Raw genomic sequence first — 20,085 nt, 5'->3', positions numbered from 1 at the left:
TTAATGGCAAAAGTCTTTTGCCGTGCGGGTAAGGAACCTGAATCGTGGCATAGAGGCTGGCGGATGCGTCGCACGATACTGCGAGCGTTATCCGCACGTCGGCATGGAGCGTCCCAGCCAAAATCCGTCAGGGGAAGGGGACGATGTGGCCGTCTCGATTGCCCGCGCGCTGCCGGAATCTGCGCAGGTCAGCCAGACGGTCCGCCCGTTGTTCTCTTGGAGGCGGGCACTGATTTGATCCTCGTCGCCATAGCCTCCGACCTCATTTATGAGGTGCTCAAAGAGGCGTCTGATTAGGGCCGGGGGGGACGAGCAAGAGTGCCTGCTCCATGCTGGCAAGCTTGATTTGGGTCTCCTCATACTCCTCGGCAGGCTGAGAGCCCTCAACAATCCCGCACCCCGCGAACAAATGACAGTGCCGAGGGGCGATCAGCGCCGAGCGCAGAGCCACCAGGAAGTCACCGTTACCCTGTGAATCCAGCCAACCCACAGGCGCCGCATACCAGCCCCGGTCGAAGCCTTCGTGGCGACGGATGAAGTCCATGGCGGTCGCAGTTGGCAATCCACCCACCGCCGGCGTTGGATGCAGCGCGTGGATACCGTCCAGCAAACGCTTGTCCGAGTTGAGTTGCGCCATGATCGGCGTGCTCAGGTGCTGCACGTTGGCCAGCTTCAGCAGGTGGGGGGATGACGCGGCCTGGAGGTCGCTGACCTTGCCGTCCAGGGCTTGGGTAATGGTCTGCACCACCAGTCGGTGTTCATGTTGCTCCTTGGGATCGGCCAGGAGCCGTTCACCGATAGCGTGATCCTCGTTGGCCGTCATGCCACGTCGCGCGCTGCCTGCCAGGGCATGGGTGGTCAGACGACCCTCCTGACAACTGAGCAACCGTTCGGGCGTGGCACCCATGAAGCAATGCTCGCCACGGTGCAGCGCGAACAGGTGGGACGCGTTGCTGCGTGCGTGCAGACGCTGCATCACTGCTCCACTGTCGAGGGACGCGTCCAGTTGGTACTCGATATGCCGCGCCAACACCACTTTGTTCAAATCGCCAGCTGAAATGGCCTGCAATGCCCTATCGACCTTACCCTGCCATTGCCGGGAAGGCAGTGCAATGCGTTCGATGACGTCGGGCGCAGTGGCCGTCGCGGCGGGAGGGTTGAGCAATTGTGCATAGGCCGCCAGGCTGTCGCGAGCCAATGCCTGCGGGTCGCTGTCGGGTCCGACTACCCGCTGGCAGCGCAGCCAGCGGCCGTGGGCGTCTTCGCTGAGCAGCCAATGGGCCAGATGAAAACTGGCGTCAGCGAAGGCGGCCCAATGGGGGGCGCACGGCCGCTGTTCATCGAAGCGCATGCCACCCAGCAGCAACGGTGCCTTGGACCCAACGATTACCGCGTCGGCGCACAGGGCGAACCATTGGCGGTCCACGTCGAGCATGCGCCGGGGGCCGCTGGCCTCGATCTGCCAGGCGCAACCCAGGCCGAACAGCGCCAGGTCCGGCGAGTGCGTGCACCAGAAGAACCCCTGCCTGTGGGCTTCATAAAGGGCCAGGGCTTCCAGCGTCGGCGCGGCGTATGAAGAAACAGCCATGACTGGCCTTTGATACGCCACCGCACGCTGGTGCGCGGTCTGGAACACCTTGAGCAACGCGTTCTCGTTCATACCACCTTGCTCTTTTTCTGCAGCCAGAAGGCGGTCTGCTCGGCGATGTACCAGTGGATGATCTGGTTGAACAGCCCCTCGATAAACTCACCGTCCAGCCCGACCGCCTGCGCCCATTGACGGCGCTGCGGCAACATCGCTGCGACGCGCTCCGGCGCGGCGATGCTGGCCTGGTCAGGTTTGAACGCGGAGGCGGCCTTGACGTACTGCATGCGCAGGCCGAGGGCGTCGATGATCTGCTGGTCGAGGCTGTCGATGGCCTGACGAATGTCCGAAAGGCCGGTGCAGTGTTCCGGGGTTTTCATACCGAGTCTCCCTGAAGGTAGGCAGTGCGTTGCAACAGGTGATGGATCACCGGTCGTGGTTGGTGCTTGAGGTAAAAGTGGTCGCCCTCGAACAGGCGAATATCCGGGGTGTGATGGCTGAGATCGGCCCAGTCGCGGGCCTGCTCAAGGCTGACTTCCGCGTCATCACGGGCCAGCAGCACATCGAGTGGCGCCGTCAAGCGGGCAAGCTGCTTGGGCCGCCAGGTTTCGATGGCCTGGTAGTCGCTGCGCAGGGTCGGCAGGAACAGCGCACGCAGTTGCGGGTTGGCCCACAGGCCGGCGGCGTCGGCGTCCTGGCGCAGGATATCGGCGATCAGCGTGGCGTCGTCCTGGCGGTGCAGGTCACTGGGCGGTTGCCGGTGCGCAGGCGCGTGGCCCGAGACGAACACATGGGTGGCTCCACAACCTGCCGCCTGCAGGCGCACCCCCACGGCGTAGGCGAGGGCGGCGCCCATGCTGTGGCCGAATAGCAGCAAGGGCCGGGCGGGCAGCGTTTGCAGCGCTGCGGCAATGTGCATGGCCAGGCTCTCCAAGCACGGGATATGCGTTTCGTTGAAACGCTCTTCACGCCCTGGATACTGCACGGCCAACAGGTCGATATCCCCCGGCAGGTGCGCCAGCCACGGACGAAAAAAACTCGCGCTGCCCCCGGCATGCGCCAGGCACACCAAGCGCGCCCGCGCCAGTTCGCTTTCTCGCAGCACGCGCAGCCACGGCGATGCAGCGCCGTTCATAGCGCCAGCACCTGCTCTGCCAGGGCCTTGCGGTTGACCTTGCCCAGGCGCGTCAGCGGGAACTCGCGCAGCACCTGCAAGCGATCCGGCAATTTGTAGGCGGCCAGCCCACGTTCACGCAGCCAGGCGTTGATCGAGGCCAGGTCGACCTGCTCGCCGTGGGCCAGCACACAGGCGCAGCTGCGTTCCCCCAACAGCTCGTCGGCCAGGGCCACCAGCGCTACATCGCGAATCAGTGGGTGGCCGAGCAGCAGGTTCTCGATCTCTTCCACGGGGATTTTCTCGCCACCGCGATTGATCACGTCCTTGCTGCGTCCCTCGACGATCAAATGCCCTTCGGGTAGGCGCCGCACCAGGTCGCCGCTGCGGTAAAAACCGTCGGCGGTAAAGGCGCGCTGGTTCTGCTCGGCGGCGTTGTAATAGCCGCGAATGGTGTAGGGACCACGCACCAGCAATTCACCAATGGCACCAGGTGCTACCGGCTGGTCGTCGGCGTCGACGATGCGGATCTCATCGTCGGCGGTCAGCGGTAGTCCCTGGGTGTCAAACACCAACGCCTGCGGATCATCCAGCGGCGTGAAACACAGCAAACCCTCGGCCATGCCGTACACCTGTTGCAGGCCGCAGCCCAGGGCCGGGCGGATGCGTGCGGCAATCTCGGCCTTGAGCCGGGCACCGCCGACCTGCAGCCATTGCAGGCTGCTCAGGTCGTTATCGGACCATTGCGCGACTTCCAGCCACAGCAGTACCAGTGGCGGGATCAGGGCGGTGTGGGTGATGCGTTCGCGTTCGATCAGTTCGAAGGCGGTGTCCGGGCTCGGTTCCGGCGCCAGCACCAGGGTGGCACCGACGCTGAACACGCCCAGCGCACCGGGGGAGGCGAGGGGGAAGTTGTGCGCCACCGGCAATGCGGCGAGGTAACGCGTATCGGCATCGAACCCACACGCCTGGGCCGCCAGGCGCGCATTGCACGCGTAGTCATCATGGGTGCGCGGGATCAGCTTGGGCAGGCCGGTAGTGCCGCCGGACAGCAGCAACACTGCCACCCCTCGCGAATCTGGCTGCGACCATTCGCGCGGGCTGGCGACACACTGCGCCAGGGGCACAAACTCCTCGGCGGCGCCGACCACCCACACCTGTTGCAGGCTCGGCACTTGCGCACGCAGCGTGCGCGCCAACGGGCGATAGTCGAAGCCCAGATGCTGATCGACAATCACATAGGCCACCGCCTGGCTGAGGTGCGCCAGGTGCGCCAGTTCATGTTCACGATGGGCCGGCAACGCAAACACCGGAATGACGCCCAGGCGCAGCAGGGCGAAGGTCAGGCTGAAGAATTCGGCGACATTCGGTAACTGCACCAGCACCCGCTGGCCAGCCACCAGCCCGCGCTCAGCGAGACCGGCGGCCAGACAGTCGGCCTGATGGTTGAGGTCGGCGTAGGTCCAGCGCCGAGTGCCGTCTACCAACGCTTCTTTGTGCGGCGTACGCCGGGCCTGCTCGCGCAGCAGTTCGCCCAGGGGCGCGCCGCGCCAGTAGCCTTGCTCGCGGTAGCGGTGGATAAAGTCGTCGGGCCAGTCAGTACATCCATCAAGCATGGCAATCTCCTTGGGCAGTCGGGCAGCTCAACAACTGGGCGCCGTGCAAATTCAACGGGTGCGCAAGGCCGGTGATATGCACCGCTTGTACGCCGGTGTGCGTGGCCGGTTGCAGGCGCAGCAGCGGGTCATCGCCGGCCAGTAAGTTGAGGGCGGGGTGATCGTCGGGGTGTACGCCCAGAAGAATCGCGGCCAACCCGGTGGCGCCATTGGGGTGCACCCTGCGCGCCGGGTGCTGGGAAGGTGAGTAGGGCGTGACCAGGAATGGCAGGCGGTCATGGCGCGGGTACACGAAGCGAAAGCGTGTTTGACTGCCATCGGCGCAGGTGCGTCGCCAGTTCACCGTGCGCCCCATGTGCACGCCGCAGGCCGCGAGGCTCTTGAGGCGCGGCGCCAGGGCCGGGTCTTCGCACAGCAGGGCGAGGTCGCAGAAGCCTTCGCCCTGGGCGGCCCAACGCAACATGCGCCGTCCGGCCCCCCGGCCGGCGAGGCAGTCGATGGGCCACTTGAACAGCCAGGCATGCCGAGGCGTGGTCAGCAGTTCGATGATCGGCCCCTGGCTGAACCAGATGTGCGCGTGTTGCGCGCTGGCCTCGGCAGTGGCGTAAGTGACCTCGAAGCCGGCAGCGCGGAAATTCGCTACGGCCTGGTGCAGATCGCGCACCCACAGCAGCACATGGCTGCATGCGGAAGAGGGTTGGGCAGTGTTCAAAACGGCAGGGCTCCCAGCAGTTGGGCGGTGTCGTCACCGCAAGGGGGGTGTACGGCGTCGGCACGGGCCTGGAGTTCGGCCAGTGGCAGTGCACGCGGCACCGGTGGTTCGATCAGTTCAGGCATGCCGATCAGGCTGTTCATTTCGCGCCAGGCCATGGACACCTCGGTGGCCCACACACCGCTGCGCAGGCGGCGTGCGGGTTCATCGATGTCGCGACACAGCTCGCCGAGGGCGACAGTGACTGCATCGGGCCAGACCTGGTTGAACACCTGGTGGTAGCTCGCCGGGGTCTGCGGGTCGAGCACCACCATGGTCGGACCGGCCAGGCGTTCGCTGCCGGGGCCGGCCATGATCAAGCGGTCGGTGTTGTCCCGTGGGGCGTGCAGGCGCGGGTTCCAGAGCACCGGGCCATGGGTGTCACCCAGGCTCAGCACGCCGGCTTCGCAGCCCACTTCGAGGCGATGCAACAGGAAGGAATGGTTGTCCGGGTCCTGGGGGTGCACCTGGTTCTGAATGCGCAGGCTGATCGGTACACCGTTGAAACGCGCGTTGAGCCGCGTGAAGGGTTGCGTCCCGACTCCGGCACCCGGCGCTGCGAACACCCAGGGCCGCATACCCCCGGCGAGACGCCCGAGAATGTCCAGCAGCGGGTAGGCGACCTGACTGTTGCAAGCTGCGTCGATATACGCCAGCCCCTGCTGTTCGCGCAGGTACTCGGCCACGGTGAGAAAACGCCGGATCGCGAGGATATTCGGGTACAGCGTGTTCACCGCATAAGCCGCGCGGCCCTGGCGCGCGGCCTGCATGCACGCAGCGATTTCGCGGTGGTGCACCGGGTGTTCCTGGAGCACATGGATGCCCCGCCGCAGCAGGTGCTGGGCCAGCTCGCTGCCGGCGCCGCCGGTGGCGCCTGAGCGCACCACCACGCAGGCGATATCGACGTCATCCGGCACTTGCTCCACAGCCTCGTACAGCGGCACGCCATAGTGCGCGGCGCAGGCGCGGGAGTAGGCATTGCCGCGTGACAGGATGCCCACCAGTTCGTAGTCGGCTTGAGCGCGCGCCAGGGCTTGCAGGTAAATACGGCCGAACGCGGTGCCAGCAATGACCACGCGTTTGCGTACAGGCGGGCGGCTCATGACCAGGTCACCGGCAGGCAGTGGGCGCCGCGAAAAAACGTCGCGGTTTTCCATTGCACTTCGCCGCAGCGTTGCAGGTCGGGCAGGCGCACCACCAGGGCGTGCAGCGCCTCCTGCAATTCGACCCGTGCCAGGGCCGAGCCGATGCAGTGATGCAGGCCATGGCCGAAGCCGAAATGGCCGCTGGCATCCCGATGCAGGTCCAGCGCCTGCGGGTTTTCAAAGCGTGCGGGGTCATGGTTGGCGGCGCCGATGGAGGCGAACACCGCGTCGCCCTGGCGCACCAGGGTTTCACCGACCTGAATGTCTTCCAGCGCGTAGTGCACAAACATCGCCGCCGAGGCCAGCGGGATGTAGCGCAGCAGCTCTTCGACCGCCTGCGGTATCTGCTCGGGATCGGCCTTGAGCTGTTGCCACTGGGTGGGGTTGTCCAGCAGCACCTGGATGAAATTGGGGATCTGCGCGGCACTGCCTTCGTAACCGGCGACCAGGATCGCAATGCACAACAGCAGCAATTGCTCCTCGTTGAGGGACTCGCCTTTGTCGTCGGTCTGGGTCAAGGCGGTCATGAAGTCATCCCGCGGTTCGCGTCGACGCTCGGCCACCAGGCCTTTGATGTACGCGGCCAGTTCACCCAAGTGACGTTGGGTTTGGGCTGCGTCCTCGGTGCGGGTTGACAGCAGTGAATCGTTCCACACCTTGAAGCGATCACGGTCCTGAACCGGTACACCGAGCAGCTCGCAGATCAGTGCCAGGGGCAGCGGCAGGGCGTAGTCGTTGACCAGGTCGGCAGGCGGGCCGGCGGCGAGCATACGGTCGATCAACTGGTGAGCGTAATCGCGGGCGTGGGGGCGCAGGGCTTCGACGCGGCGACGGGTGAAGGCCTGGGCGGCGCGCGAGCGAATTCGCGTGAGTTGCGGCGGGTCCATCATCACGATGCCACCGGCGATGCGCGGAAACGCGCGGGGGCTGTCGTCGCGGCGAAACGCCTCGCTGCGGCTGAAGCGCCGGTCGCCCAACACCAGGCGAACATCGTCGTAGCGGGTGGCGAGCCAGGCGGGGGCGCCGATGGGCATCTGGATGCGCAACAGCCCCGGTGCCTGCTGGGCATGGCGATAGGGCTCGGCCAGCTTCAGGTCGGTGAAGCAGTTGAAAGGGTAGTCCAGTGGGGTCATGGCAAGTCCTTGGCGGTGCTGAAGTCGGGCAAATGGTCGAGCAGTTCCAGCTGCAGCGCGGGGTCTTCCAGATGGGCCTTCAGTGCGGCGCGGCTCAGGCGTTGGGCCGGGACCTGAGCTACGAATACGCGATGGCCCAGGCTCGCCAGCGGGTGTGCGGCGGCGGGCAGGCTGCGGTTGCCGTGGAAGCCGGCCCGCGCCAGTGCGCTTTGCCATTGCATTAGGTCCAGAAATGTGGCGCTGCTGAGTTGGCGCTCGTCGCTGGCCTGGTTGAGCATGAAAGCCTGGGAGGCCATCACCCAGAATGCTTCCTGGGTCGGTTCGCTGAACACCAGCCAGCCGCCCGGTTTGAGCAAAGCGAGCAGGGTGGCCAGGGAACGTTCGGTGTCGCGGGCCGCATTCAGCACGCCACCGGCGACGATCAGGTCCCAGGTCTGGCTTGGATAACCCTGGGCCAGGGCTGGGCGGTCGATATCGAACACGCCGTGGCGCACCCACGACCAGCCCTTGAGCCGCTCGGCGGCTTGCTCGCTGAAGTAGCGCGATACGTCGGTGCACAGGTAATCCACATTGGCATTGGCCAACGTGGGCAACACCGCCTGGGTGGTGGAACCGGTGCCAGCGCCGACTTCCAGCACGTGCAGCGGCACACCGGCCGGCTGGCGTGCGGCCCAGGCGCCGATCCAGTGGGCGACGGCGCGGTGCTGGTATTGCGCCGCCAGGCTTTCGCGGTACAGCGCTGTCGCGCGTTCGGTGCGGCCTTCGGGAAACAGCAGATGCACCGCCGCACATTCACCGCGCATCAACGACGGCAACTGCCGCGCATTCTCCCGCGCATAGTCGAGGGTGCCGCTGCCGCCGGTATTCCGCGCCCAGTCCACGCTCAACTGCGCCCAAATACGTTCAAGGGCGGCATCGCTCCAGGCATCTGCGTCGAGGGTGGGCTGCAACCTATCGGCGGCACGTTGCAATAGGCCCTGGGATTGCAGCACATCGAGCCAGCGTGCAATCAAAGGCCGGTGACCGGGGGCAATGCCGGCCAGCGCCAGGCTGTGTGCCACGTCATTGAGCGGTGCAGGCAGCAGCCCGCACTGCTCAAGCCCATTGAGCATGGAGAGCAACGCGGCATGGCCCAATCGGTCATTGAGTCGCACTGCCTCCCTCAGCTGTGCGGCTTCAAATTGTTGATCGAGCGCCGCCTCGGTTGCGGCCAGGTGATCGTCTACCGGCATGCTCGCGCAAGGACGCGGGACCACGAACAGCGTCTGACCGTGCAGGGCCGCGGCATTGACTTGGGGATGGTCCATCGCGCGCTCACGCCAGCGTTGATGCGCGAGCTTGATGCTGGCCAAGTCGTGCCATTGCTCCGTGAAGCCTTGGACGCTGCAATCGAGGTGCGCCGCCGCTCGCTCCGCGAGCTTCCAGTCACCGGAGCGGTTGCTGACGAACAGCAACTGTTGCAGGTGGCTGAGATCACTCAGCGCCAGCGCGGGGAAATCCAGCAGGCACTCCAGCTGTTCGGCGCTCATCATCACTACCGCGGGGCGTTGGCGCTCAAGCAAGGCCAGCAGCCGGGCGGGCGCCAACTGATGAACGCCCAGGTCGGTAAATGCAGGCAGTTGCCAGGGCGCAGTGGGCAGGTCGATCAGCAGGGTATCGACGTTCATCGGGAAACTCCTGTGGCATGGAACAGACGTTGCCCGGCGACGGCCAGCGGGTCGGTCGCGGCGGGCCATAGGTCGAGCAACTCAAAACCCGCGGCGTGCAGGGCCAGGCGCCAGGCGTCGGGTGAGAGGAACACCTCATCGGTGGCCCTTGGCGGGGCGCCGGCTGGCGGGGATAGCAACAGGTGCATGAAGGTCAGCATCGCCGGGTTGTCGGCGATGGATTCGCTGAACAGCAGGGTGCCGCCGTCGCGCAGGCAATCGCGGATTCGCGCCAGGCTGCGCGGCAGGTCGCAGGCGTTGTGCAGCACGTTGCCGGCAATTACCAGGTCCTGGCTGCGGGGTTCGATGCCTTGTTCGCTGAAGTCGCGATCGAGGTCGAGCAGGTTGAATTGCACGCCTGGCTCCAGGCGGAACTGGCGACGAGCCGCGCCGGTAAACAGGGCGCTGAGGTCGGTGAATCGATAGACCTTTTCGCGGTCTTCCAGGGCCGCGAGTACAGCGCGGGTGGTGCAGCCGGCGCCGGCGCCGAGTTCCAGCACTTGCAGCACTTCGTCGGCCTTGCCGGCCTCCCGCGCGCGGGCCGCCAGCGCCTGATTGATCGCGGCGGTGAAGTGGTTGTGCTGGTACGCACCGAGTACCGCCACCGGGTCCCCGGCAAGCACCAACAAAGGCGCCAGGGCAATCTGGTCGCGCAGCAACTCGGGCAGGCGCTCGATGACCTGGGCATGCAGTTGCGCCATGCTCGGCGGGAAGCCCAGTTCCGCATACAACTTTGGTAGATCGCCGATGGCTGCTTGTGGCGGCGTGCCGTGCCACGCAAACCGGTCGTTGTCTTCACGCACGGCTCCGGCACGCGACAACGCCGCCAGCCAGCGCCGCACAATCCAGGCATGGCGCGGTGCCGTACCGAGGGCCTGGTTAAGGTGTTCGGCTGTTCGCCACACCTGCATCGGCAAGGCCTGCGTATGCAGGAGCACGTCAGCCATGACGCCCAGGCTCAATTGTTCCAGTGCGTTGAGGGCGGTGTTCATAGGCAACCTTCTTCGGCGTATTGCAGGTGTTCGAGCGGGTGGTCCAGCAGGTTCAGCGTGCGGATCGACGAGGTGCGTTGCAGGCGTTCAAGGCTGGCGGCGGGCGGCAAGGCATGGGCGGCGTGATGGCAGCCGGGGCGGATTTCGCCTTCGAGCACACTCACTACGGTGATCGCCGCCATGGCGCCGGTCAGTGCCGCATTGCCGGCGCCGCTGAGTACCAGACTGCGAGTGCACGCTTGGCCGTCGCAGAGACCATCGAGTTGCAGCAACAACGTGACAAAGGGTGGCTGGCCACTGAGGTCCAACTGGCTGGCCGTGCATAAGCGTTGCACCGCTTCGGCACGCGGCAGGTTGTGCGCCTGGTCGAGGGTGTTGAGCACATGCCCGTCGGTTATCACGTTGAACCACTGGCCTGTCTCCAGGTGCAGGTCCCTGGCCAGGCGTTCGCCTTCCTCGTTCAAGTAGGGCAGCACATGCACCGGGCCGGGGAAACACGGCAGCAGCACATCGCGACGGCGCCTCAGTGCGCGGCTGCACCGGCCGTTGTGCCAGGCCGCCAAGGGCTCGCTGGAGCCGTCAACCGCACCTTGCAGGAAGTCGTCCGCGGCCACCGCCGTGAATTGGTCGCGCAGGCCGAAATAGCTGGTCAGGCCCTGCACCCGAGTGAACCCTTGCGCAGCCAGCCAGCGCGGTAGCAGGCCGGTGAGCCCCGGTTGCAGGCCCGCGCCAAGCACCGCGCTACGCCCGCGCCATAGGGCCGGGTCGAGGTGTATATCGCCGGCGGCGTCGACGTAATGTGCATCGGCTTTCAAGGCGGCCTGTGCGGCACGGTCCGCCACGCGCCAGGAGGGGCCGGCGCAATTGAGCAGCACGTCGCAGCCACGGGCGAACCTGGCCAGTGCGGGCGTGTCGTTGAAGTCCACGGCCGTCCATTGCAACCGAGCATCCGGCCATTGCTGATGCAGCCGCGCCAGGCAACGCGCGCCGGTGTGCGCGTCACGCCCGCCCAGGCGCAGGTTGTGCAGGCCCAGGCTCAACAAGGCCTGCGCGCTGGCCAGGCCGACGTCACCACTGGCACCCAGCACCCCGATCAGCATGGCTGGGCCTGCGCATTCAGGCGCCAGCCGCCGGCGCGCTGACGGTCATGCCAGAACCCGGCATAACGACCGTTGAGGCTGAGCAGTTGCGCGTGGGTGCCCGATTCCACCAGACGCCCCTGGTCCAGGACCAGGATCTGGTCGGCGGCCATGATGGTCGGCAAGCGATGGGCGATCACCAGCACGGTCGAGTTTTGCATCAGGCGCTGAATCGCGGCTTGTACGAAGGCTTCGTTGTGCGGGTCGAGCGCGGCGGTGGCTTCGTCCAGCAGCACGATGGGCGCACGCTTGAGCAACGCCCTGGCCAGTGAGACGCGCTGGCGTTCGCCCCCGGATAACGATGCGCCGCCTTCGCCCACCGGCGTGTTCCAGCCCTGGGGCAGGCGTGCGACGATTTCATCCACACCGGCCAGCCGTGCCGCTTCGGCGACGTCGCGGGCACTGGCGTCCGGGCTGCCCACGCGGATGTTCGCTTCCAGGCTGTCGTCGAACAGGTACACGTCCTGCATCACCAGCGACAGTTGCGCCATCAGCGCCTCGCTGGACTGTTCACGCACGTCCACGCCGCCGACCTTGACGCTGCCCGTGGTGGTATCGAAAAAGCGCATCAGCAGGCGAGTGACGGTGGTCTTGCCCGAACCCGAGGCGCCGACAATCGCGGTCATTGAATGCGCCGGGGCGCTGAAGGTCAGGTCCTGCAGCACCGTCGGGCCACTGGGGTAGGCGAAGCTCACCTGTTCGAAGGCCAGGCTGCCCGGCGCGGACAAGGGCTGGCTGACGACGGGCTCGGGCAGCGACGGCTCACGCAGGATGCCCACCAACTGATCCAGGTCGTTGCCGGCCATGCGCAATAGACCGCTGCGTGCAGCAGCTTCGGCCAATGGCCCCACAAACCGCGCTGCCAGGGCGAGCAGGGCAACCAGCTGGATGGCATCGATTTCACCATGGGCAGCCAGGGTAATGCCCACGCCTACCAGCAGCGCGAACGCCAGCTGCACGGTCAAACCGCCAGCGAGCAGCTTGGGAAAGGTCTGCGACAGCATCGAACCACCGGCCTGCTTTTGCGCCTGATTGGCCGCCTGCAACGGCGCGTAGCCGTCGTGGGTGCGACCAAACGCGCGCAGTACTTGCTGGTAGCGGGCGAACTCCACCACCCGGTTGCCGGCCAGGGTCGCGGCGGCTTCCACCCGCGCATCGTTGCTGCCGATGGCGGCGGCCGACCAGTGATGGGCGAAGTAGATCAACGGCGCACACAGCACGGCCGTCAGGCCCAGGCGCCAGTCGAACACGAACAGGGTCAGTGCCACGGTGGCCGGCACCACTACCCCGGACACCACCGGCCCCAGGTAATGGGCAAACAAACCGGTGACCATCAACGTGCCGCTGGTGGCGCTGCGCGACAGGCGTCCAACCTTTTCCGAGTTGAACCAGCCCAGGGGCAGGCTGACCAAGTGCTGGCCGAGACGATCATGCAACGTCGTCAGCACCAGCAGAGCTAGGGCAAAACCCTTCATGGCCTGCTGGTAGTGGGCGATGCAGGTCAGCACTACCATCGCCGCCAGGCCCGCCAGCCAGGTCATGGCGCTGGGCAAGTCGCCGACGAACAGCGCGTGCAGGATCGGCACCAACAGGGCCACGGCCAGGCCTTGCAGCACGGCACTGGTCACCAGCCACGCCAGGTAACGGTAGAGACGCGAGGCATGGGGCGGGCCCAGTAAGGTCACAAGGCTACGGATCACAAAGACATCTCCAAGGCAGGGGTTTCGGCACCTGCTCGCCACATTCGGGCATAGGCGCCGTTGGCTTTCAGCAGTTGTTCATGGCAGCCGCTTTCCAGCACGCGGCCCTGGTCGAGAACGACGATCTGGTCGACCCCGCTGATGCTTGCGAGGCGATGGGCAATCACCAGCACCGTGCGACCACGTGCCAGGGCCGACAGGGCGTCCTGGATCAGCGCTTCGGATTCGGGGTCGGCGTGGGAGGTGGCTTCATCGAGGATCAACACCGGCGTGTCCGCCAGCAGGGTGCGGGCGATGGACACGCGCTGCGCTTCGCCACCGGAGAAGACCGCATCGTCGCCGATCACCGATTGATAACCCCGGGGCAGGGCCTGGATACGCGCATGAATCTGCGCCGATCGCGCCGCCGCCACGACCTCCGCATCGCTGGCGTCGGGGCGGCCGAGGCGCAGGTTATCGGCGACTGTGCCGTGCACCAGCTGCGCGTCCTGCAACACGAAGCCCACGTGTCGATACAACTGGTGCGGGTCGATCTCACGCACATCGGCGCCACCCACGCAGATGCGGCCAGCGTTGACGTCATGAAAGCGCGGCACCAGCTTGGCCAGAGTCGACTTGCCGGCACCGGATGCACCGACCAATGCGGTGACGCTGCCGGCTGGACAGTGCAAGTCGACGCCCTTGAGGATCAGGTGCTCGGCGTCGTAGCCGAACTGCACCTGTTCAAAGCGGATGTCGCTGCCTTGGGGTTGGACGCAGGCCTTGGGCGTGGGCAGTTCCTCGACGTCCAGCAGTGCTTCGATGCGATCGGCTGCCGCCAGGGCCGTGCGCTGGGCCGTGAGGCTCTGGTTGATGACCAGCAGCGATTGCGGGATGACCACCGCTACCAGGGTTTCGGCGAACAGTTCCAGCGGCGTGATCCAGCCGTACGCCAGCAACAGGCTGCCGACCCCCAGGCTTACCAGCAGGATCACCGGTACACTCAGGGCCATCGAAGAAAAGGCTTCCAAGCGCAGCAGCGGCCTGACCCAGCCGGCGTACTGCTCGCTGAACTGGTTGACCGCCTGCTGATAGCTGCGATGCGCCTGGCCGACCTGGCCGAACGCTTTGACCACGGCAATGCCGTGCACGAACTCGACAATTGCCGCGCTGACCCGGGTCATGCTCTTGTCCAGCAACTGCATCTTGGCGCCGAAGCCGCGCATCATCAGGGTGTAGGCCACCGCGTAGATGGGCAGCGTCAGCACCGCCAGCAGCGCCAGCCGCCAGTTCAGCGTGGCCAGCCACAGCAAGCCCGCCAGCGGGGTGACGATGGCCGCGGTGAGTTCCACCGCATGGTGGGCGACCAGGTGGTGCAGGTCTTCGAGGTCATCCTGCACCACCTTGCGCACGGCGCCGGAGGTGGTGTCGGTGTACCAGCCCAACGGCACGCGCCCGAGCTTGTGCACCATGGCTTCGCGCAAACTCGATTGCAGCCGGTGGTCAGCCACATGGGTCAACCACAGCGCCACGCCGCTGGCCATCCACCCTACGCTCAGGGCGATCACCACCAGCGCGGCCCACAGCCACAGGGTTTGGCTGTCGGCGCTGCCGGCCAACAGCAAGCGGCCCAGTTCGGTGAGGCCGATAAAGGGCACCAGGTTTACCAATGCGCCGAGGGCGGCGAACGCCACACCGAGGCGGATGAGGCGATTGACCGGGCGTTTCAGGGTATCCAGGGCAGTGGTCATGAGTTTTTCCGAAGGGCCTCAAGCAGGTGCCCAGTAACGGTGTGGACGTGGGGCGGTTCGATCACGCTGAAATGGTTGCCGGGTACGTCGATCAACTCGAAGCGGCCCAGGCAGGCGTCTTCCCAGAACGGCGCGGCCAGATGACCGACGCCGCCGGTGATACCAAACGATTGCTGCTCCAGGCAGCGCAGGTAGGTCATGTTGCCGAGGAACGGCGGCGGGTCGAATCGCGCCGCACGCATGCTGTGGCGGCACACGCGGAACAGCGTCGGCACCAGTTCGGCGCCGATCGGTACGCCGGCCTGGCCTGAGGCCAGGTGCGCGTATTCGGCCAGGCGCTCCTCCTGGCTGCGCGCCGATTGCTGTTGTACCGCCAGCGCTAGCGCGTCCAGCCCCGGATCGCCGCTCAACGCCGCCATGGCCCCGGCCGGCACGCGGCGGTTGTCGCGGGCCATCAACAGGTCGATGGCACGGTACACGTCGTAGTCTTCGATGTGCGCACCGAACACGGTTTTCACCGGGTCCAGGTTCAGGTTGGGCACGAAGATCGCCTCGTAGGCCAGTTCTTCGTCGGTGTCGATGAACATCGGGATGCTGTCGATCAGGCTCAAGTCGACCACCTCCATGCCGCGTTCGAGCAAGCGTCGGGCAACCTCAGTGGCCAGCAGGCCGCCGAGGCAGTAGCCGATCAGCTGGAAACGTTGATGGCCGTCGGCAATCAAGCGCTCGGCGTAGTCCTCGGCCACGCTCTCGATCAGGCGTTTGGGCTCCAGCGCCAGGTACTGTTCGGTGTCCGCCACGGCAAAGCCAATCACCGGACCCGCCTGCTGGTCGGCAAGGGCGCGGCCCAGGTGCTGGAAATAATCCAGGGTGCCGAGGGCCGCATGGAACATCACCCGCACCGGGCCGGCCTCACCCCCGCCAAACGGTACCACCAGCGCGTTGCTGCGGGATGAGCGTTGCGCTTCACCACTGGCGGCAACTCGGGCCGGCGTGGTTTTGCCCTGATTGAGCAGGCGCGCGAGGGCGGCGACATTCGGCTCATTGAGCATCTGCCGCAACAAGGTGTCGTAGCTCAGGCTTTGGGCTTGGGGCAGTTGCTCACGCAGTTGGCCGGCGACACGGGCGAGGATCAGCGAGTCGGCGCCTTTTTCATAGAAGCTGTCCTCGACGCCGATCTGCGCCAGCCCCAGGGCGTCGGCCCATACGCGACACAACTCGGCGGTGAGCGGATCGCTCGGCGCTTCTTGACTGCTGGAGGCCTGGGCATCGGCGGCAGGGCGCCAGCCGGCCAACGTCTTGCGGTCGACCTTGCCGTTGGCGGTCAGCGGCAAACGGTCGAGTACCTGCAGGTGCGCTGGCAGCATGTAGTCCGGCAGGCGCTGGGCCAGGGCGCGGCGTAGGCTGTCGACACTCAGACGCTGCACGCCGGCCTTGAAGCGCGCGGCGAATACCTGCATGCCGAGGGCGGCCAGCGGGTGGTCGGCCTGGGGCAGGGCAGGCAGGCATTCGCCACCGAAGGCCTTGACCCGCGCCTGCCAGATATCGGCGTCACGTAGACCACTTCGGCCCTGGTCGTGGTCGCCATTGACCGGCGTCATCATGAAGCCCTGGGTCAGCAGGATCGGCGGCCACTCACCGGTGGGTTCGCTGAACACCAGCCAACCGCCGGGACTGAGCAATTCGGTGATCTGGCCGAGGGCGTTATCGATGTCTTTGACGCTGTTGAGCATGCCCGCACACAGCACGATATCCACGCTGTTGCTGGCCAGACCCTGAGGGCGGATGTCCTGGTCGATGTCCAACACGCCATAGCGCACCCAGGCCTGTTCAGCAAAGCGTTGCTTGGCCGCCGGCAGGAAAAACGCGGTCATGTCGGTAAACAGGTAGTCGACTTCCAGCCCATCGAGCAAGCCGATGACCGGCGCGCTGGTGGCGCCAGTACCGGCGCCAATTTCGAGGATGCGCAGCGGGCCATCGCCTTGATGGTGGGTGGCCAGGCGATTGATCAGCGCAGCAATGCAGTGGTTGTTGTAGCGCGACACCGCGTCACCGCCATACAGCTGCAATGCCAAGTCCAGTTGGCCTTGGGGGAACAGCAGGTCGAACGGGTTGACCTCGCCCTTGAGCAGTTGCGGCAGTTGCCCCACATGCTTGAGCTGGTAGTCGAGCAGCGCCTGGCTGCACAGCCCCGAGGCGACCGCCTGTTCCACCCGGCCCCACGCCAGTGCCGGGTTGGGCGCGGGTTGCGCGAGGCGGTAGTGCGAGTGGGTGTAGCGCAGCAAACCAGCCTCGCACAGCGCGCCCAACCAGCGGCGTACCAGCCAATGGTGACGCGGCTCGGCGTGCAAGGCGTGCAGGATTGTGCCAGCGTCCGGTTCGGCCCGTTCGCCGCTGAACAGGCCGGCTTTGAGCAACACCTCCAGCATTGAACTCAATGCGGCGGCACTCAGGTCAGCCTGATACTCGCGCACCTGTTGCGCGTCGAAACTACCCACCTGGCTGTCGGCATAGCGTTTGACCGCCGTAAGCAACGACGCGCCTGGAAGCGGCTCGGGTTCGGCGCGTGCGGCGGTGACGAACGCCAACAGGTCGCCACTGACCAGGCTGACCGCACTGTCCACGCCGGGGGTGGCGAGCAGTGCAGCCTCAACCTCACCCAGCTCCACCCGGTGCCCGCGAATTTTCACCTGGCCGTCTTCACGGCCCAGGAATTCCAGTTCACCCCCCGGCAGGTAGCGGCCACGGTCACCGGTGCGGTACAGGCGCTGACCGTCGAGCGGATGAGGAAAAAAGCGTGCGTCACTCAAATCCATATCGCCCAGGTAGCCCTGGGCCAGGCCGACACCGGTGATATACAGGTCGCCCGGCACCCAGGTCGGTGCATCGCGCCAGTGGTGGTCGAGTACCCGAAAGCCTTGGTTGGCCAACGGCAGGCCGTAGGGAATGCTGCGCCACGCTGGGTCGATGGCGCCGATAGGGTGCAGGTTCGACCAGATCGAGGCTTCAGTGGCGCCGCCCAGGCCCACCAGTTTCAGTTCGGGCAGCAGCGCCTTGAGTTGGGGGGGCAGATTCAGCGGGATCCAGTCACCGGAGAGCAAGGCCAGGCGCAGGCTGTCCAGTGGGCGGGGTTCGGCGTGCAGATAGTCGGCGAGCATGTGCAACTGTGCCGGTACCGAGTTCCACAGCGTGACCTGATGGCGCTGCACCAGCTCGGCCCAATGCGATGGGTCGGCGCCGCGTGCGGGGTCGGGCAGCACCAGGGTTCCGCCCACGGCGAGGGGACCGAACAGGTCATACACCGACAGGTCGAAACTCAACTGCGCCAGGCCCAGTACGCGGTCATCGGCGTTGACCTCGAAGCGTCGGTTGATGTCTTGCACGGTATTGAGTGCGGCACGATGGCTGATCATCACGCCTTTGGGCTCGCCGGTGGAGCCGGAGGTGTAGATCACGTAGGCAAGGTGATCGGGGCTGCCTTCGAGCAGCTCGAAATCCGCGCCTGCCGAGGGCAGCCGGTCCACGCTGTGCCACTGCGATGTCTCGGGCAACGGCGTATGGGGCTGCGCCAGGGAATGCCCCAGCACATGCCGCACCTTGGCGCTGCGCAGTACGCGGTCGCGGCGTGCGGCCGGAGCGTTGCTGTCCAGGGGCAGGTAGGCGGCGCCGGCGAGCAACACGCCGTAGGCTGCCACCACCTGGTCGAGTCCCTTGGGCATCAGGATCGCCACCGGTTCCTGCGCGTCGCATCCCGCCTCACGCAGGGCTGACGCCACCGCCAGCGCGCGTTCGGCAAGGGCGGCGTAGGTCAGGCTGCCACTGGCATCGATCACCGCCAGGGCGTGGGGATGTTCCCAGGCCATGGCCAGCAGGCCGTCATGCAGACGGCCGGTGGGCAACGGGGCGGCGGTAGCATTCGCCGCCAAGCGTTCACGCTGCTGCCAGGCCGGCAGCGGCACTTGCACCGGATGTTCCCAGGCTGCCGGGTCCAGGGCCAGCAACTGCAATTCGGCGACGAACGCCTGCTGCATGTCGTCCACCAGGCCGTCGGGAAACACGCCCTGGCGCACGTCCCAATGAATGTGCAGGCCATTGGCGTCATCCATCACCTGGCAATCGAGGGTGACTTGCGGCGTCTGGGTGATGCCGTGGCCAACCCGGCGTTGACTGGCCGGCGGCGCCTCAATCCCCAGGCCGATGGCGCTGGTGAAGACTACCGGCATGGCCGCCGCTTCACGCCCGCGGCGGCGACCGATTTCGCGCATGACCTGGATGCCGGAGAACAACCGGTGCTCCAGGTCGGTAAACAATTGGTTGCCCAACTGGCGTGCCTGGGCGGTGAAGTCCAGGCCCTCGGGATCGTTGACCTGCAACAGGCTGACCGAGGTGAAGTCGCCCACCAGGCGATCCACCTGTGGATGCAGCGGCAGGCGGTTGAGCAATGTCAGGTTGAGGCTGAAGGCGGGTTGCTGGCTCCAGCGTTGCAAGGTCGCGGCATAGGCTGCCAGCACTACGATCGATGGGGTGAGGCTACGTTCGCTGGCTGCGCTTTTCAGGGCAGCCCATGGCTGCGGCTCAAGCCGCGCCGAGTGTCGCTGGAACCGTGGCTCGCGGGTGTCTTCGCCGCTCAGGGGCGTCGGCAGTTGCGGTGCGGCGGGCAATGCGTCGATGCGTGTCAGCCAGTAATCACGGTCGCGTTGGTGGCGGCTGCCTTCGAGCAAACTGCGCTCGGCCAGCAGGTAGTCGCGAAAGGTGATGTCGAGGGCTGGCAAGGCTGCCTGGGGATTCTGCAGCAACAGTTCCAGCTCATTGAACAGCAGCTGCGCGCTGGCCCAGTCGGCGATCAGGGAGTCCATGGAGAAGTGCAGTGTGTCGCCGTTGTCACTGCGGCTCAGGCGCAGCTCAAACAGCGGCCAGACCTCGGTGGGGTAAAGCTTCTGCTCCATGGCCTGGCGAATCTGTTGCACCGTATGCTGGTGCTGCGCGCGGGTGGCGCCACGCAGGTCGGCAATGGTCAGCGAATAGTGGGCGACGTCGGCCAGCACCCGCTGCGAGCCTTCACTGGCGATCACCGCGCGCAGCATGTCGTGGCGAGCGATCAAGCGGTTCCAGGCCAGCTCCACCTGCTGTGGGTCCAGGCTTGGCCAGCTCAGTTCCAGATAGCCATGGCAGGCCACATTACCGTAGCCGAAGGACGATTGGCGGCCCAGCAGGTAGGCGTTCTGCACATCGGTGAGAGGGAAGGGCGTGTGGCGTTGCGCCGGATCAGCCAGCACGAGCGGGCGTTCCTGTGTCTCTAGCAAGTGCAGGATCTGTTGCTTGTGTTCGCGCAATTGCGCCAGGCGCTCGGTGTCGAGCAGGCCCTGGGGTGCACGGAATTTCAGTTGTCCGTCCTGGGGCCAGAGTTCGACGCCCAGGGACTTGAGTTCGCTTAGCAGTTTGGCGGCGGGCATGGGTACAGCTCCTGGGAAAAA

The 20,085-nt window shown here is 66.0% G+C and carries 13 protein-coding genes; all 13 read right to left on the bottom strand.

Going from position 1 to position 20,085, the window contains the following annotated elements; translation table 11 throughout:
* Positions 1–277: 277 nt before the first annotated feature.
* The 13 genes from AB4O08_RS28335 to AB4O08_RS28275 are packed head-to-tail and all read right to left on the bottom strand — an operon-like array spanning position 278 to position 20,064.
* Entirely contained in the window at positions 278–1,660 is a 1,383-nt protein-coding gene (locus AB4O08_RS28335) for an isochorismate synthase (RefSeq protein ID WP_460114608.1), read from the bottom strand.
* Entirely contained in the window at positions 1,657–1,965 is a 309-nt protein-coding gene (locus AB4O08_RS28330) for an isochorismate lyase (protein ID WP_010210594.1), read from the bottom strand. The genes AB4O08_RS28335 and AB4O08_RS28330 overlap by 4 nt, the downstream gene beginning before the upstream one ends.
* Positions 1,962–2,720: a thioesterase II family protein gene (locus AB4O08_RS28325; RefSeq protein WP_010210593.1), complete on the bottom strand. Its 759-nt coding sequence runs from the start codon at positions 2,718–2,720 to the stop codon at positions 1,962–1,964. Before AB4O08_RS28325 ends, AB4O08_RS28330 begins: the two co-directional genes overlap by 4 nt.
* Positions 2,717–4,315, bottom strand: coding sequence for a (2,3-dihydroxybenzoyl)adenylate synthase (locus AB4O08_RS28320; RefSeq protein WP_044287149.1), 1,599 nt, complete (start codon positions 4,313–4,315; stop codon positions 2,717–2,719). Before AB4O08_RS28320 ends, AB4O08_RS28325 begins: the two co-directional genes overlap by 4 nt.
* Complete coding sequence (locus AB4O08_RS28315) at positions 4,308–5,027, bottom strand: VOC family protein (RefSeq protein WP_031290816.1); 720 nt, start codon at positions 5,025–5,027, stop codon at positions 4,308–4,310. The genes AB4O08_RS28320 and AB4O08_RS28315 overlap by 8 nt, the downstream gene beginning before the upstream one ends.
* Positions 5,024–6,169 (bottom strand): Gfo/Idh/MocA family oxidoreductase, encoded by a 1,146-nt coding sequence (locus AB4O08_RS28310; protein WP_010210589.1) that lies wholly within the window; start codon positions 6,167–6,169, stop codon positions 5,024–5,026. The genes AB4O08_RS28315 and AB4O08_RS28310 overlap by 4 nt, the downstream gene beginning before the upstream one ends.
* Positions 6,166–7,344, bottom strand: coding sequence for a cytochrome P450 (locus AB4O08_RS28305; protein ID WP_010210587.1), 1,179 nt, complete (start codon positions 7,342–7,344; stop codon positions 6,166–6,168). Before AB4O08_RS28305 ends, AB4O08_RS28310 begins: the two co-directional genes overlap by 4 nt.
* Positions 7,341–9,011, bottom strand: coding sequence for a class I SAM-dependent methyltransferase (locus AB4O08_RS28300; RefSeq protein ID WP_044287151.1), 1,671 nt, complete (start codon positions 9,009–9,011; stop codon positions 7,341–7,343). The genes AB4O08_RS28305 and AB4O08_RS28300 overlap by 4 nt, the downstream gene beginning before the upstream one ends.
* Positions 9,008–10,042 (bottom strand): class I SAM-dependent methyltransferase, encoded by a 1,035-nt coding sequence (locus tag AB4O08_RS28295; protein WP_183701622.1) that lies wholly within the window; start codon positions 10,040–10,042, stop codon positions 9,008–9,010. Before AB4O08_RS28295 ends, AB4O08_RS28300 begins: the two co-directional genes overlap by 4 nt.
* Positions 10,039–11,142, bottom strand: coding sequence for a saccharopine dehydrogenase NADP-binding domain-containing protein (locus tag AB4O08_RS28290; RefSeq protein ID WP_176332045.1), 1,104 nt, complete (start codon positions 11,140–11,142; stop codon positions 10,039–10,041). Before AB4O08_RS28290 ends, AB4O08_RS28295 begins: the two co-directional genes overlap by 4 nt.
* On the bottom strand, positions 11,136–12,881 hold the full coding sequence (locus AB4O08_RS28285; RefSeq protein ID WP_460114607.1) for an ABC transporter ATP-binding protein: 1,746 nt from the start codon (positions 12,879–12,881) through the stop codon (positions 11,136–11,138). Before AB4O08_RS28285 ends, AB4O08_RS28290 begins: the two co-directional genes overlap by 7 nt.
* Complete coding sequence (locus AB4O08_RS28280; RefSeq protein WP_137206548.1) at positions 12,878–14,611, bottom strand: ABC transporter ATP-binding protein; 1,734 nt, start codon at positions 14,609–14,611, stop codon at positions 12,878–12,880. The genes AB4O08_RS28285 and AB4O08_RS28280 overlap by 4 nt, the downstream gene beginning before the upstream one ends.
* Entirely contained in the window at positions 14,608–20,064 is a 5,457-nt protein-coding gene (locus AB4O08_RS28275) for a non-ribosomal peptide synthetase (protein ID WP_010210580.1), read from the bottom strand. Before AB4O08_RS28275 ends, AB4O08_RS28280 begins: the two co-directional genes overlap by 4 nt.
* Positions 20,065–20,085: the final 21 nt, after the last annotated feature.

This window comes from Pseudomonas sp. H3_E07 (assembly GCF_054668895.1).
The sequence above is the reverse complement of the archived record's forward strand: the minus strand, read 5'-3'. Positions and strand labels throughout refer to the sequence as shown.